This is a genomic window from Bacteroidota bacterium (genome assembly GCA_005882315.1).
Taxonomy (GTDB): domain Bacteria; phylum Bacteroidota; class Bacteroidia; order Chitinophagales; family Chitinophagaceae; genus VBAR01.
In genome coordinates this window covers 2190588-2206536 of the sequence record VBAR01000001.1, presented here as the reverse complement: position 1 = coordinate 2206536, position 15949 = coordinate 2190588, and the positions used below count along the sequence as shown (strand labels likewise).

General features: G+C 38.3%; 7 protein-coding genes and 1 pseudogene. All 8 read right to left on the bottom strand.

What is annotated here, in order from left to right; genetic code table 11:
* Positions 1 to 3: 3 nt before the first annotated feature.
* The 8 genes and pseudogenes from E6H07_09105 to E6H07_09070 all read right to left on the bottom strand — a co-directional run bounded on the left by E6H07_09105 (position 4) and on the right by E6H07_09070 (position 15943).
* Entirely contained in the window at positions 4 to 3642 is a 3639-nt protein-coding gene (locus tag E6H07_09105; GenBank protein ID TMI66042.1) for a DUF4982 domain-containing protein, read from the bottom strand.
* Entirely contained in the window at positions 3620 to 6412 is a 2793-nt protein-coding gene (locus tag E6H07_09100) for a glycoside hydrolase family 95 protein (GenBank protein TMI66041.1), read from the bottom strand. Before E6H07_09100 ends, E6H07_09105 begins: the two co-directional genes overlap by 23 nt.
* Before the next feature lie 6 nt (positions 6413 to 6418).
* Positions 6419 to 8923 (bottom strand): annotated as a pseudogene (locus tag E6H07_09095) (hypothetical protein).
* Positions 8924 to 9084: 161 nt separating this feature from the next.
* Positions 9085 to 10470, bottom strand: a complete 1386-nt coding sequence (locus tag E6H07_09090; GenBank protein TMI66040.1) for a pectate lyase — start codon at positions 10468 to 10470, stop codon at positions 9085 to 9087.
* Between the two features lie 9 nt (positions 10471 to 10479).
* Entirely contained in the window at positions 10480 to 11517 is a 1038-nt protein-coding gene (locus E6H07_09085) for a Gfo/Idh/MocA family oxidoreductase (protein TMI66039.1), read from the bottom strand.
* Positions 11518 to 11568: 51 nt separating this feature from the next.
* The gene (locus tag E6H07_09080; protein TMI66038.1) at positions 11569 to 12432 is read right to left on the bottom strand and encodes an amidohydrolase; all 864 of its coding nucleotides are present in this window, start codon (positions 12430 to 12432) and stop codon (positions 11569 to 11571) included.
* Positions 12433 to 12434: 2 nt separating this feature from the next.
* The gene (locus E6H07_09075; protein TMI66511.1) at positions 12435 to 13655 is read right to left on the bottom strand and encodes a CoA transferase; all 1221 of its coding nucleotides are present in this window, start codon (positions 13653 to 13655) and stop codon (positions 12435 to 12437) included.
* A gap of 1127 nt (positions 13656 to 14782) precedes the next feature.
* Positions 14783 to 15943 carry an extracellular solute-binding protein gene (locus E6H07_09070; GenBank protein TMI66037.1) on the bottom strand — a complete coding sequence of 387 codons (1161 nt, stop codon included), beginning with the start codon at positions 15941 to 15943 and terminating at the stop codon, positions 14783 to 14785.
* Positions 15944 to 15949 lie beyond the last annotated feature (6 nt).

Sequence of the window (15949 nt, the reverse complement as noted above, 5' to 3'; positions counted from 1 at the left end):
GTTTTATTGTATATCAATTCCTGAAATGGCTAAACCTTCTGCACTCTCAATTATCAACCGCACTATATAGTTGCCGGCATTGATCATATTACCAGTGTTGATGGTAAATTGGTTCCACTTGCCGGGGTTTGTAAATGTAAATTGAACCTGCTCCTCGAGCATCATGGAGTTTCCTGCTCCAATTAATTGCAGTTTTCCTTTTACTAGTTTGTTTGTTGCATAAAAGTATTTCATCGTGATTGAATAAATATCCGCTACACCTGTTTGCACCGGGTACTCAATAACAGCCTGTTTATTGTTTTTGATAACTACACAATATCTGCCATTCACGGAATCCTTCACAACAGCATCATTCAGATTTACCACATTTGTTTTGTATTGAGTAACAGGTTTGAGATCGTATGCAGGTTGCATATTGGTAGCTGGCGATATCATAATCAGCAAATTATTATCGACCTTCAAAGAAATCCTATTACCTTTTATAAATCGCTTACGATATACCTTGTAATATCGTCCCCCATATTCATCAGTTATAACAACATTGCCGGTATTCTCCCATTCTTTCAACCACCCAGGAAAAACTGCATCAATTCTTGAGCAGACAAATACATCAGCATCATTAGTTATGCTAAAAGAAATATCTCCTGCGGTACGACTTTTACTAAATTGTATCCAATCAGTTCCATATAAATTAGAAGGCAAACTATTAAACTGAAAATTAACATCCTTGAATTGCTTTTGCCCAATGTCCAGCCAGCTTTGTAGCGTACAATCACGTCCTGATAAATTTTCCACCAGGGATAACGGTTTTACGGGTATTATTTTTTTATTTAAAGAAGCAACTGCAATTGCCGAAATAATGGCTTGTCCTACTTTAGTTTCAGGAAATGAAATGATCATTTTGCCACCAGATATCTTCACTTTCACAATTTTCTTTAAAGCTGTATTCGTTCCTGTCTCACTCCAGATATCAAGGTCATTTAGAATTATTTTGCCATTAATTGCAATATCAAACAATCGCATTGCTTTAGCATTTGCTCCTCCCAGCCATGGTTCGATAAAATAAAGTTCAACTAAGTACTCACCATCGGGTAGCTGAAATTCATATTGTAATTTATCTTTTCCATAACGAAATGTTTGGAACAGTTTCCAATCCTTTGTGCCTTTGATTGGCGAAAAAGTTCTACGTTGACTGGCAAAGTTTTCAGGCATACCGGGAAAATCATTTGTCCACGATCTTGAAAACCCTTTATCCGCTATCCATGTATTTCCGCTTTCATCTTTATACTCCGGGCCTCCGCAGTTAATACGATAGATATAATTGTACCCAGTTTGTGGCTTCGTAATGGGTTTTGCACCTGCATACAATTTTTGAAAATTGGGTGATTGTGGTAAATTATTTAATACAATTGTGTCTTTTGCGACTGCTTTTCCATTTACATAACCAACAGCATAAAGAATATTGTATTCTATTTCCTGCCAGTTCCACATAAAGTGAGTACCGATACCATTTCGTTTTCGCTTTCCAAAAGAGATAGAATCGATATCATTGAACAATTCCACTTCATCACAATTTGAGTAAACATAAATACTATCTTTTGCTCCGTCCCTTACCCAACGACTGGGCCATGTATGAGAAACGATATACACCATAGGTTCTTTTTCCTTTGATGCATAGTTGCTGCGATACATATAAAATGCATCTGTGGGTTCTTCCCATGGAGTAAGTAATCCTTTATAATTTACAGGGCCTATCCTATCTAGTTCTCTCAATCCTTCACCACCTTGCACTCTCCCAGGATTATCATGTGATGTAAGTAGCCAGAAGAAATGTCCGGCGACACTATCTTTTACGGATTCTGCCAATTTTATTTTCTGTTCCATCAATTGCGTCATTCTGTCTTCACTTAGTGACCCGTTTTGCACAAAACCTCCTTCAGTATGTAAATCAAGTGTACGCCATGCACCATACTCACCAACCAATATTTGTTTTTTTAAATCGCTTGCATAAGTATTCGGATCGCCGCCATAAGTCCCTGTCCAGTTTTGTGGTACATCCCAATCAGTACCGCTTCCACCATTACAGGTAGTGACTAACCTTTGTGATGATGCAGTTGGATCCAGTGAACGAATCAATTCTGTACACTCTCTTGCAAAATCTTCCGGTAGTTTACTTTCATTTTGCAATCCCCATAAAACAACCGATGGATCATTACGTCTTTCGATCACCCATTCTTTTATTAGTTGTTTGAAATTATTTTTAAACTCAGGAGTATCATACCAAACATGAGCAGATAATTGTGTCCACCAGAGAATACCTTTTTCATTACAGAGTTTTCCATACAATAAATTATGCGGTTGATGACCATCACGAAATGCATTGAAGCCTGCTGCCTGTATCCATTTCATTCTTGCAACAATTTGTTCATTGCTGAAAGCATGACTTTGCCCGAGTAAATGTTCATACTCTGCAATACCATTAATAAAAACTGGTTTATCATTTAAAAAGAATTGATTGGTTGGAGTTTTCCAATTGATGACCCGGAAACCAAATGAAGTTTCCGTTTTATCAATTACAATATTATTTTCAGTTACAGTCGAAATTATTTTATACAGGTATGGATCTTCGGTTGACCATAATTTTATATAGGGATATAAAGTAATGCGGAGATTGGCAGCTAGAGTAGCCGTATCATTTGCTGCAACATTACCATTACTAAAGAATTCTGTAACCGAATTACCTATTGCATCTACTAAAAGATGAGAAATTTTCATCACCCTGTTTTTTGACGAATAGTTTTTCAAACTGGTCTTTACAAACAATTTTACCATACCATTTTTCGGATTAGTCCATCCATCTACTCCATTTATATCTGCCCAGGCATGTATACCAAATGGTTCTATTCTCACGTCATTTGTAATGATCAAATGCACAGGGCGAAAAATTCCGAGTGGTTGTGAACCTTCGGAAAAGCCTCTTTCATCACTACAGCCACCACAAACCCATGGCAGGTTTTTTATATTGGCAGGGTGTGAAGCTTTTACAACCAGTTCATTTTTTGTTCCGTCGGTTTTGATTGCATCAGTAACATCCAGCGTAAAAGTCGTTCGTCCGCCAGCATGAGAACCAACAGCTTTTCCATTTAAAGTGACTGTGGCATAGCTTCCAACACCTTCAAAAAATAAAAAAAAACGTTTGCCTGTTTTGCTTTGTTTAATGTTGAATGTTTTTTTATAAACTGCATCTCCGTGAAGATTACCATGTACTAATCTTCTGTAACCATAATAATCATCCCAATTGTGAGGAATGTTTACTTGTTTCCATGTGCTGGATCCTTGTAATGATGTTAGCCAATCATTGTTGAGGGAAATATCCTGTCGTTGAGATTTTGAATTCAACCACAAAGACACAAAGGCGCAAAGAAAAATTAAAGGCTTCACGCAAAGGCGCAAAGATTTTAAATCATAAGGCGCAAAGCGATAATGCAAATTTTCTTTGCGTCTTTCCGTATCCTTAGCGTCTTTGCGTGAAATAATAGCTGAATAGTTAATAAAAAGTACAAGAGTGCGACGCAACGAATGCCCAATAGTAGTACAAAAGCAGGCTACCAAATTTTTCTTATAATTTATTAAGCGACGCATCAAATTTATAAATGGTATTTTTTCCTGTTGCCATCTTCACTACTTTATCATTATAACGCAACGTTAATGGCTGACCTGCTTTTGAATTTACAATCAACTGCTGCAATTTTCCATCACTCCATTTTATATCCAGCACAAAACCACCTCTTGCACAAATGCCCTTTATTTGTCCGTTGGCTAAAGCCAACGGCAATGCAGGTAGAATATCTATGTATTTTGTATGACTCTGAACGATCATTTCGCCAATTCCGGCAGCGCCACCAAAATTGCCATCGATCTGGAATGGCGGATGCGCATCAAATAAATTCGGATAACTGCCTGCTCCGCCTTTTACAGGACTCATCAGCATTTGTATCATGCGATAAGTATGTTCACCATCTTTGAACCGTGCCCAGCAATTTATTTTCCATCCGAGGCTCCAGCCAGTAGCTGCATCGCCACGATACAACAACGATTGTCTTGCAGCATTCATTAATGCAGGATTTGTTTCCCAGTTAATTTCATTACCTGGATACATACCCCATAAATGTGAGATATGGCGATGTTTGTTGGTTGTGTCATCAACATCCTGCATCCATTCCTGCAACTGTTTATACTTACCGATCTTATTTGGAGCAATACCATTTATTTTTTCCTGTAATGTTTGACGCAAGGCAAAATCTGTTTTTAATAATGTACCTGCTTCTATCACATTATTAAATAATGCTCGTATGATCTGGTGATCCATCGTTGGCCCTGCCACTAATCCACCTTGCTCGGGTGAGTTGGATGGTGTGCTAATCAAATACCCTGTTACTGGATCTTTAATTAAATAGCTATTAAAAAATAAAGCAGCTTGCTTCATGATCGGGTATGCCCGGTCTTTTAAAAATTTTTTATCCTGTGTAAACAAATAATGCTCCCATAGGTGTTGAGATAACCATGCGCCGCCTGTCACCCATATTCCATGATTGGCTGCATTGATGGGGGCTGTGGCTCTCCATAGATCTGTATTATGATGCAGTACCCAACCCGGTGCATTGTAATGATCTTTTGCTGTTTGCTTTCCCGTTTGAGACAACTCCTCAATCATTTTGAATAACGGCTCATGCATTGGAGAAAGATTGAGCAACTCAGCGGGCCAGTAATTCATTTCTGCATTGATGTTGGTAGTGTATTTGCTTCCCCATGGCGGAGTAAGCAGATCATTCCAAATACCCTGCAGATTAGCTGGTCTTGTACCGGGTCGTGATGATGAGATCAATAAATATCTTCCGTACTGCAAATAGAGAGCTACAAATGACGGGTCATTACTTGTCGCGAATTTTTCTAATCTTGTATCTGTTGGCAAATTTTCATTTGCTGATTTATCAAATTTCAAAGAGAATGTGTTGAAATATTTTTGATACTCTTTTATATGAGCTGATCTTATTTGTTCGTACGTTTTTCCCGCCATCGCTTTTAAAGCATTCACACATAATAACGCCGGGTTCCCGGTAATATCTTTATAATTTTTATAATTGGTAGCCGCCGTTAAGTAAAGTGTAACATCAGTAGCATTGGCTATTGAGAATTTATTATCTGCAGTAATTAGTGTGCCTCCGTTAATTTTTATCCTCAGGTAAGCAGCACCTTTCAAAGCTCCGTTTCTTACCTGCACAGCTAATGTAATTGTGTTTACATCAACATCCTTTACAATAAAATTTTTATGAGGGCTGCTTAATGAAACTTCAAAACTGATACTTTCCCTTTGTGATGCAGATAGATTTACTACTAATGCCTGGCTTGGATTGCTGACAAAATATTCTCTTTTAAAATTTATTCCATTTGCCGAATAGCTTGTTGTTGCAATCGCATTCTCCAAATCTAGTTCCCGCCGGTAATTTGTTGAATGAACAGCATTCTTAAAGTTCAAAAACAAATCGCCGAAGGGCTGGTAAGCTGCCTGGTAAGCACCGATCGCCGGCGGTTCATCATCCTGTATAAAATATTTCCATTGACCGTTCAATGTGATCTTTGTTGATTCATCATTCACCGGATAGACGCCTATATGTTTTGTTGTATCCTTATAACCTTGTATGCCACCTTTATCAGCATAATTTAATATTTGAATTGCAATGCTATTCTTGCCAACGTGCAAAACATCTTTTGGGATCGTATACTTTCTTGGTTCATTATTTTCCTGTGAGCCGATCAGTTTTCCATTCACATAGGTAAGATCATAATTACTGAGACGGTTCAAATCAAGTATAATATCTTTTCCAACCCATGATGCAGGTAAATCAAAACTTGTACGCAACCATACGGCACCGTCTAATCCTTCAAAGCCTACAACCTCCCATCCATCATAGGATGGAACGGTCATTGCTTTCCATTTATTATCGTCAAAATTTTCATTTGCTTCCTCTTTATGCTGCAAAACCTTTTTTACCCATCCTGCTTTCTTGTCTTCATTACTTTTTAATCCCATGAATTCCTTTTCGGCGAGAGCTTCTGCTTCCTTTTGTTTTCCTGCAAATAAGAGTTGGCGTATAGTATCCAAATATTTATAAGCGCCGGGGCGACTATAGCTGCGTGGTTCGCCAGTCCACAATGTTTCCTCGTTGAATTGAATTCGATCCTGTTCTATTCCTCCGAATATCATTGCCCCGATTCTTCCATTGCCAATAGGTAATGCTTCAGTCCATTTTATCGCAGGCTGTTTGTACCAGAGTTTTAAATCCTGGGCAGCAACTGAGATCAAATTCAGTTGAAGTATGATGACTAAAGAATATTTTATTTTATTTAGCATTGCTTATTATTCAAATAACCAATCTATGTTTTTATTTTTCGCATCACTCATCAGCATCGCATCATACACAGGTATTGTTTGATCTCCATCTACAAAGCCCAATACCAGGCAAACACCCTTGCCCAATTTTAATTGGTGAGTACCTGCTTTAAAACTATATGTATGAATATTAACAGGTGGCATTCCATCTATTGCAATAGCATTACTGATCTTTATTTCTGCTTGTCCATAATCATCAGCGCTGGCATTTGTTTCCAGTTCAGGTTCCTTTAGGAAAATAGTATCTGTTATAAAAGCTCCCCTTTGTGTTTTGAAATACCCGATTAAAAGTTTCACCGGTTTGTTACAAGAAAAGTTTATTTCAGTTCCGTTTTTTACTTGTTGTAAATAGCTTAACTGTAGACCCAGTAGTTCTTTTAATTCTGTTGCGTAGGATATTATGTGCTGACCTCTATCTTCAAACGGTTCGGATAGTGAGTCAATCGTGTACCAATTATTCTTCTCGCTCAACAAACTCATTTCCGCTCTTTTAAAAGCTGCTCTTTGCGATGAAGCAGTTGAACTATTATTTTTTAAAGAATCAATTTTATGTTTGAAAGTATTCAACTCGGCTTCAAATACTGGCAGCATTTCCTTCCAGTGCTTATAAGTTCCATCAACACCCCGCATTGGTATTTTGCGCTGCTGTGTCTGCATACTGTTGGCATAGAGATATGTTCCTTTAGTAAGATTTACCAGGGCTTTATAACTGTTCATGCTTTTTTGTAAAATTGGTACTGCCTTTTCAAGGTCAGCTATATTACCAGAGTATTTGTATTTCAACACTTGCAATACTGCTTCAGTCTTTTCTGCAAAATGATATGCGAGTGCCCAGTAACAATCTATGTCCCTTCTTATCCTTTCAAATTCATCGTAGTCTTTTATAATACCACCCTTAATTGCTTCAATCGCAGCAACTGCTTTGTCAGCATGTTCCTTTATTTCTTTTATAATCTGGGCTGGTGTTTCACCAATATGTTTCTGTCCTTTCCATTCTTTATCTGCATAATCGATCAGCATCTCTCCTTCAGGGGCTTCACTATCATACAACAAAGTAAAAAGGCCATAACGATAAGGATTAATAAGCTGTGTCATCAACATTCCTAATGTCAATGTTTGACGATTACCATCTGTAATACCAAAGCGACGTAATAATTTAGGAGCTATCTCTCCGCTTTCTTCATAAGCTGTTAAAATGTTTTTGCCATCAGTTATGTTGCAACCAAATTTATCCGCCAACAATTTACTCCAGTAATTTATTTCATCTTCCCGGTTACGTTTAGCTTTCCATGCATAACGAGCCCATGCTTTATACCATATCCAATCTCTTTCAATTTGCAATAAACGCTTACCTCCTTTAATACTATCTGCGCTGTATGGCCAATCCCAATATGAAGCCTGCGGATATAAATGCAAGCCATTTCCTCCCATTACTTCGTGCATACCGATTACAGATTGCTGAATAAAATCAGGCGAACCATAACGGAATGGTTCAAGGTTGGCAAGTATATGAACATTTTCTATTTGCACACTTCCCAGTTTACTCAATGTCTGATGCAGCTGTGCCCAACTACCTCTTGGTCTTGCGTAGGTTAATGCCTCGCCATTAAATTTTGCTTCTGTATATAAATTTTTATACAATGGCAATGCAGCTTTCATTACTGCAGGCGCATCGGTATCATGTGCTCTTAAAACAATTGGCGGTTCTTCCGTTTTACCCAATGCTTTCAATCCATCCTGTACTCCGGGTATAATAGTTTTTGCGAACCATTCAATATCGTCATTGCCTACTCCTTCCATTGCTTCGCCCAAACAAACCATCAGGCCCACATTTGGATACTTTTCCACAAAAGCAGCAATAGACTTTCTAGTATAGTCAGCAATTACCGGAATAATTGGCCGTTCCCTTTCTTGTGTTTTTATTTTATGATGCTCAGCAAATGGTTTTGATACGATGATATTATAAAACATCTGTATTACCCAGATACCACGTTTATCTGCTTCGCTGGTAATGAAACGGTAGATTTCTTCATTTTTTTTGAAAGTAGCATCATCCACTTCTACTGCGTAAGGATAGTCTTTCAGTTTTACCAATGACGCAAAAGGATGTCCATTCCAGAGATACAAAGAGTTCATCCTGTTCTCCAGCATAGAATCCAAAACCTGTAACCATAATTTCTTATCATAAAACCACGGAAAGGTTTCTGGAGTGTAGGGGTATTCATATACATTTCTTCCGGGCAGGTAGGTTGATTTTTGCAAACCGATGCACTGACCACGCAAAACCATTTCGGGTACATCCGTAAGATTTAACCTCTGGGGAAGTGATTTAGTTGCTTTAATCCTGTCCATCAGTGCAAGACATCCATATAAAATTCCGGACTCATCGTTTCCGGTAATTTTAATTTTGTTTTTGTCGCCCGATAATGAAAAACTTTCCTTTTTTCCATTTGTTGCTGTATCAATACGGATTGAATACTTTGTATTATTTAATTTAATCTGATTGATTACAGCCTGTAATCTTTGAACAGCAAAATTTGTACGGTTAGTTTTATAATTATTTTGAATTTGAACCTGGGCAAATAATGATTGCTGAAACAGGACAAACAATATGATGAAATATCTTTTCATTTCTATTTCACAGTAGCCAGTTCATTTAAATAATTCTCTAGCATAGTATAACCCTTCTTATCAAACTTATTTCTGTCGTTTGCGTCGTTTACATTTAATCCATTCTTTTTTTCCCACTCATCCGGCATGCCATCACTATCAGTATCAGTCGGAGCTATAGCAGATTTGTATTCAGCCCAGCCGCCCACTACAAACGGCAAGTCAATAATTCCTGGTTTACCGAATACCCCTTTGCCTGTAGCCGTTCCATTTTTTGTTTCCTGTATCACTCGTTCATCTACTGCATCACGTTTGGGTAAATAAGCACCTGCATATTTTAATACCTTTTCATATGCTTCTTTTGCTGATTGTTCTGGTAACGCAGCTGCCACAGGAAATGCCTTTTCTGCAATTGCGTTCTTTGGATAGTTTGCTTCAGCTAAATCAATTCCACGATTATTCTTTTTGGTAAGCGAGTTATCTCCTTCCATGATATTACCATCAACAAACCATTCGCCTGTTCCTTTTGAATTTTCCTTTTGATAAGAAGCATGAATAAATTTTAACTCAGCCGGTGCTGCAGGGCCGGGTTTATAGTAATTGTTTACAATGTTTACTTGTGATACACCACCGGCAATATTTACTTCGCCGCCATAGCAGGCATTTGTATTGCCCCAATTATAAACAACATTATTCCTGTAATCAACCAATGCAATAGTATCATGTGCTCTTGCTCCATTGAAACGAACAGCTCTTGTATTCAAGTGTGCAATTAAATTATGATGATAGCTTGCATATTGTCCGCCCCACACACCTCCATAAGAACGCTTGCCCTTCATATGACCAGCATCATACAATCCTTCACTTACAATGCACCATTGTACCGATACATTTTTTGTATCATACATCGCTGCACATTCTTCATTGGCCCAACTGAAACTACAATGATCAATAATTACGTCGTGACAATTCTCCATATCAAAACCATATAATCCTTTTTTATCTGTACCACCGGGTCTTGAGCGTATGAACCGGATAATGATATTGCCATGATTTCCTTTTGCAGATGCGCCATTAACAATGAAAGAATAATTTTTCAAACAGATACCATCACCAGGAGCTGTTTGCCCGGCAATAGTGAGATTAGAACGCTTAATCACAATATTCGATTCGAGTTCGATAATGCCACTCACTTTAAAAATTACTGTAAGAGGCTCACCGGGATATTGCTCCAATGTCCAACGAAAACTCCCTTCTCCCTTATCTTGTAAATTAGTTACTGAAACTACTTTCCCACCGCGACCACCAGTTGCAAATTTGCCAAAACCTTCGGCTCCGGGAAAAGCAATAAGTTGTGCTGATACTGTTTGAGATAAAAAGAATGAAAATATGATTAATGCTTTTTTCATTTTAATTTTTTAAATAACAGGAACTACACCACCTTGCTCACTACTTTTATAGGCTGCTTCCACACAAGCCATGGTATGAATGCAATCTTCAACGCTATTATCCGGTTGATCGATTAATTTTTCTTTAGCCATCAGTAACTGCTCCATGCTTCCAATGAATGCATGAGGAAACCAGCTGCCTTCAATTTTCATTTCTTTCCATTCGGGCTCCTTTCCATCTTCAAGCAATACATATTCAAAACTATCTGCCGCACCACGGGGATAGTCTATCAATGCACCAAAATTTATTTTAATAGCTCCTTTGCTTCCTTCGAACTTAATATAGGATTGTTGTTTAGGTGTTCCGTAATTATGACAATGATTGGTAAGAATATTAGCTGCGATCATTTCTCCATAATCCATAATGATATTGCTACGAACTGAAGCCAGTTCCTTCATTGAGGGATGTTTTGTTGTTTTGGCGTAAACTGATTTTGGATTGCCCAACAAGCTCCTGATCAAATCTATGTAGTGAATGCTGTGATATAAAATTTCAACTCTTGACGAGGACGCAAGATAATCCCAGATATGCCAGGGTGTATATACATTTACATTTACTTCAATATCGTTTGGTTCGCCCAAACTCTTATCTCTAATAAATTTTTTAGCAGCTAATATGTAAGGGGCATAACGCAGCTGAAAATTCACTGCCGCCAATAGCTTTTTACTTCTTACAATATCGAGTATCTCTTTTGCCTCATCATAATTTTCACCCATTGGCTTTTGTAATAAAACCGCTGAGTCATCCGGCAATTGTTTCAGGACTGGAATAGTTTGAGAGCCTGGAACTGCTACATCAAAAATAGCATTGACAGGAGCAGCTTCGATCATCTGCTTCAACCCGGAATATGTGTTAGGTATTGAAAACGCAGCGGCAGTTTTTTTTGCTTTTTCTTCATTAATATCAAAAATCCCCTGCACGTTATAGCCGGCAATTTTATAGGCAGGAAGATGCGCATCATTTACAATGCCACCGGCGCCAATAATATAAATCGGGTTTTGATACATTTTGATTTATTGGAACCATAAGGTCATTGTGTTATCCGATGCCTTAACCATTCAATGGTTCAATCCTAAATTATAAAACTTATCAGCATTGCTGAAATAGATTTTCTTCCTATCGTCCTCATTTAACAACTCATCTATAATGCTCCTTGTGATCTTCCATGTCTGAGAATATGTATTTGCCAAAGCAGATACCGGCCAATCACCACCGCATATGCATCGATCTGAACTAAAATGCTCCAACGCATACGCAACATACGGCTTTATATCATCTGTTGTTCTGCCTTCAAAATTTCCATCCGCTGTTCCCAATCCTGATATTTTTCCAAATATGTTTTTATTCTGCGCTGCCTCTTTGATCAACTCTCCCCATTTGCCAAATCTTTGTTTTGAAGAAATGGGTGGCGCATTCAAATGGTCGAATATCATTCGTAGTTCCGGAACTTTATCTGCTACTTTCAAAACAGTTTCAATATGTGCCGGTAAAATACCTACTACATCATAAGGAATATTATTTTTAGCCAGCAATTTCAAACTTTCAATAACGGGTGCCTGCAATAGCCACGCTGGATCTTTTTCATCATGAATTAAATGACGGACCCCTTTAAAATATTTGTGTGCTAAAAATTTTTCTTCAAGCAATCTCTCCGTTTCTTTTGTATCCATCAACGGTAACCAGCATACCACTCCTTGTATCCAGTCATTTTGTTCCGCTACTTCCAGCATCAGGTTTGTATCATCCAAATTGCAACTGGCCTGTACCATTACTCCATCTGTAACACCGGCAAGCTTTCTTTCTTCTTCAATTTCATCAATTGTATAGGTTCTGTTCAGAATAGAAGTATCGTCTTTCAGCCAGGGATATTCCGCCCGGCTGAGATCCCAAACATGAATGTGAGTGTCAATAATGCGTTGCATAATCAGACGGCAGGAACAGTTTTATGTAAATTAAATTTTTTATCAATAAAACTGTTATGTTCTCCCAAAAGCGGAGCCCCTGTTTCTGATGTAAGTATCGAGCCATTTACCTGGATAGGACAACGGGTAGTTTCTACCATAAATCCTTTACCGGTTTTAACCTTCATCACCATATTGAGTTGCTGAAACGGTTCCTGTTTCATCAATTCTTCATAATTAAAAACAGGAGCACACCATATACCTTCTTTTTCCAATATGCTTAACCAGTGCTGATTCGTGTTTGAATGCAAATGTCCCGCTATCAGTTTTTTTATTTCATCACGTTGATCAAACCAGTCATCCTTGTTTAAAAATTTGGCCAACTCAATACAACCGATCAATTCTCCCAGCTTTACAATATCCGTCATTGCCAAAGCGAGAAAACTATCTTCTGTTTTGTAAATACCATAAGGGGCCGCTACATAAGCATGTGCATTGTTAATGGCACTGCGTTGAGGAAGCAGGTAACCATCATTATAATAACAGGTAAGCACTTCAAACTGAAAATCAAGAATACTTTCCAGCATACTTACCTGCACTAATGCGCCTTCATTTGATTTTCTTTTTTCATACAATGCAGCGAGTATTCCTTGTACTAAATGCGTACCCGCCAGGATATCAACAACTGCCACACCCATTGGAGTTGGGTCTTCTCCTTCATTATTACTTAACCATGTCAACCCTGAAACAGCTTGTAATAACAGATCTTGCCCCGGCAGATCTTTCCATGGTCCTTCAGCACCATAACCACTTATTTCCGCATAAATAATTTCTGGTTTTATTTTTTTTACTGCTTCATAACCGAGCCCCAGGCGTTCCATTACTCCTGGTCTGAAATTATGCACCACCACATCAGCTTTTGCGATCAACTGCTTTATTTTTTGAAGGTCAGTTTCATCTTTCAGGTTTGCCTCATAACTTTTTTTGTTACGATTAATAGCATGAAAAATAGTTGACTCCTCTTCAATTTTTACATCTGACACATAAAGATTACGACAAATGTCACCGGTTCCGGTCTTTTCTATCTTTATTACTTCTGCACCTAAATCAGCAAGACGCAGCGTTGCATATGGGCCTGAAAGAAACTGGCTGAAGTCAACAATTAATAGATCTTTTAATAGCTTGTTGTCAGTAGCTGTATCTGTATTTGCAAAATGTTTTCCGTTGACAGCACTGACGTTCAAAAATTCCTTTACAATCGCATTTGTATGAAAACCTATTGCAGGCGCAGGTTTTGTATTAGTGAAAATGTTTCCATTTATCCTCACTGGGCATCGGGTCGTTCTGATCTGTTCGCCATTTAATAATATGCTTTGTTCTATATCCAGTTGTTTATAGGCTTCATGCTCACGAAGCTGTTCCCAATTCAGTACTTCTGCAGCCCATAGATCTTTCTTTTGCAAATGTGATAACCAGTATTCAGATGTTTGCGTCGGTAAGTGTTTTACAATTATTTTTTTTATGTCATCTCTTAATTCAAAAGCCTGTGCTGAATTAAATTTCTTCAACTCATTACAATCAATTGCTTCTGCCAATTCCTCAAGTGGCATCATTGCCAATGCAAGATAGCTGTCAGCAGTTTTATAAATTCCGTAAGGTGCACTCAGTAATGTATGCCCGCTATTTATCCTCCCGCGTTGCGGTTGCTGATTACTTGCAAAAAAAGTTGTGAGTAATTCAAATTGAAAATCGAGTAATGCTTCGAACAAACTGATCTCAATTAATGCTCCTTGTCCCGTCAGTTGTCTTGAAGCAGCGGCCGCTAAAATACCTTGTGTTAATTGTGCACCTGCAAGAATATCTGCAATGGCAATACCAAACGGCATAGGCTGTTCACCTGCATTACCTGTTGTAAATGCCAACCCAGCGATAGATTGTAGTAACAGATCCTGCCCCGGCTTATTTTTCCAGTTGCCAGATTTTCCATACCCGGAAATAGAAGAATAAATAATAGCAGGATTTATTTTTTTCACCTCTTCATACCCCAACCCGTTTTTTTCCATTACTCCCGGGCGGAAATTATGAATGATAATATCGGCCTTGGCTATCATTCTTTTTATTTGCTCAAGGTCATTTGCATCTTTCACATTAGCCGTAAAAGATTCCTTATTGCGGTTGATGGTATGAAACAATAATGAATCATCACCCATCCATAAATTTTTGATAGCTAGTTTTCTTCCTGCTTCTCCGTGTACCGGTCTTTCAATCTTTATCACCCTTGCGCCAAAATCTGCAAGGCGCAACCCCGCCGAAGGGGCTGATAAATACTGGCCGAACTCCAGCACTGTTAATCCACTCAGTGGTAAATTGCTCATGCTGGTTGTTCTGTTTGTGTGTGTTTCATACTCTGTTTATAAATCGCATTCATTTCCTGCAATGCATCTTTTGCATTTATCTTATCCAATAAATATTGCTGCAGTGGCAATCCTGCATGATCCTGGAAATGCAAGTAGCCATTATATCTTGGTCTTATATAGCCATTTTGCATTACAGGCAATGTGTTTTTAAAAAAATCATGTGTAAGCGAATTAGCCTCGGCATTCTGCCACGCTGCTAAATGCCCGGGCTGTCCACTATGCTGTACATATACTGTTTTCTGAAAGTTTTCTGAACAAACAAATGCAGCAAAATCAATAGCTGTTTCTTTATTCTTACTGAATGCAGAAACAGAAATTCCCGTGCCACCGATCGTTGTCTTTAGTTTTTTATTACTAATTGTAATTACATCCATGTAATGAAGCAGGTGATCTGCAAAACCTGTTCTTGAATAATTACTATAGCCATATGCAAACGGGCAATACCAGTAATCATTTGTACTGCTCATCAATTCAGCAACAGCAATTGGATTGCATTCAAACATCTTTTTATCGACTAATGAATACAGTTGTTTCATTGTCTGTATTGCTTTTATACCTATCTCCTCATCTATTAATTTATTTTGCAAAAAAGGCTCCTGGCCTTCAGCAATACAGAATGAATAAAAATTCATCAGCAGGTCGATCGGGATTGCTGGTACTGCTACTTTACCAGCTTTAGCCAAACCGAGTAAATCATCCCAAGTTTCGGGCAATGATGTACTATTTTCTTCCAGCAGATCTTTTCTGTAGCTGGCGAAAGGTGCTGCAGCATCGATCGCCAGTGCCCATTGTCTTCCGTTATAGTTATAACTTTCGCAGGAGCCGCCAACAGAATTATCTAATTGGTTTTTCAAGTATGCTGAGGGTAAATATTTGTTTAGCGGAAGTACGCAATTTGTAGCCGCTGCACAACCAACCCAGGGATGGTCGATGATGAGTAGGTCGTATTCTTCAGTTAATTTCTCAATTGGAAAATCAGCGAATTCCTGTAACGTCCGTTTCTTCCATTGAATTTGTACATCCGGGTGCAACTCTTCGTAGCGCTGGGCGGCAGCGAGCAGAGGAGTAATTCCCCTGCTGTGCCCCCATGCTATGCCTCTTAAAACTGCTGCCATCGTTAA

Coding starts and splice junctions, on each gene's coding strand:
- E6H07_09080 (TMI66038.1), bottom strand. CDS start 12,432: ATGCAACGCATTATTGACACTCACATTCATGTTTGGGATCTCAGCCGG.
- E6H07_09105 (TMI66042.1), bottom strand. CDS start 3,642: ATGCGTCGCTTAATAAATTATAAGAAAAATTTGGTAGCCTGCTTTTGT.
- E6H07_09090 (TMI66040.1), bottom strand. CDS start 10,470: ATGAAAAAAGCATTAATCATATTTTCATTCTTTTTATCTCAAACAGTA.
- E6H07_09085 (TMI66039.1), bottom strand. CDS start 11,517: ATGTATCAAAACCCGATTTATATTATTGGCGCCGGTGGCATTGTAAAT.
- E6H07_09100 (TMI66041.1), bottom strand. CDS start 6,412: ATGCTAAATAAAATAAAATATTCTTTAGTCATCATACTTCAACTGAAT.
- E6H07_09070 (TMI66037.1), bottom strand. CDS start 15,943: ATGGCAGCAGTTTTAAGAGGCATAGCATGGGGGCACAGCAGGGGAATT.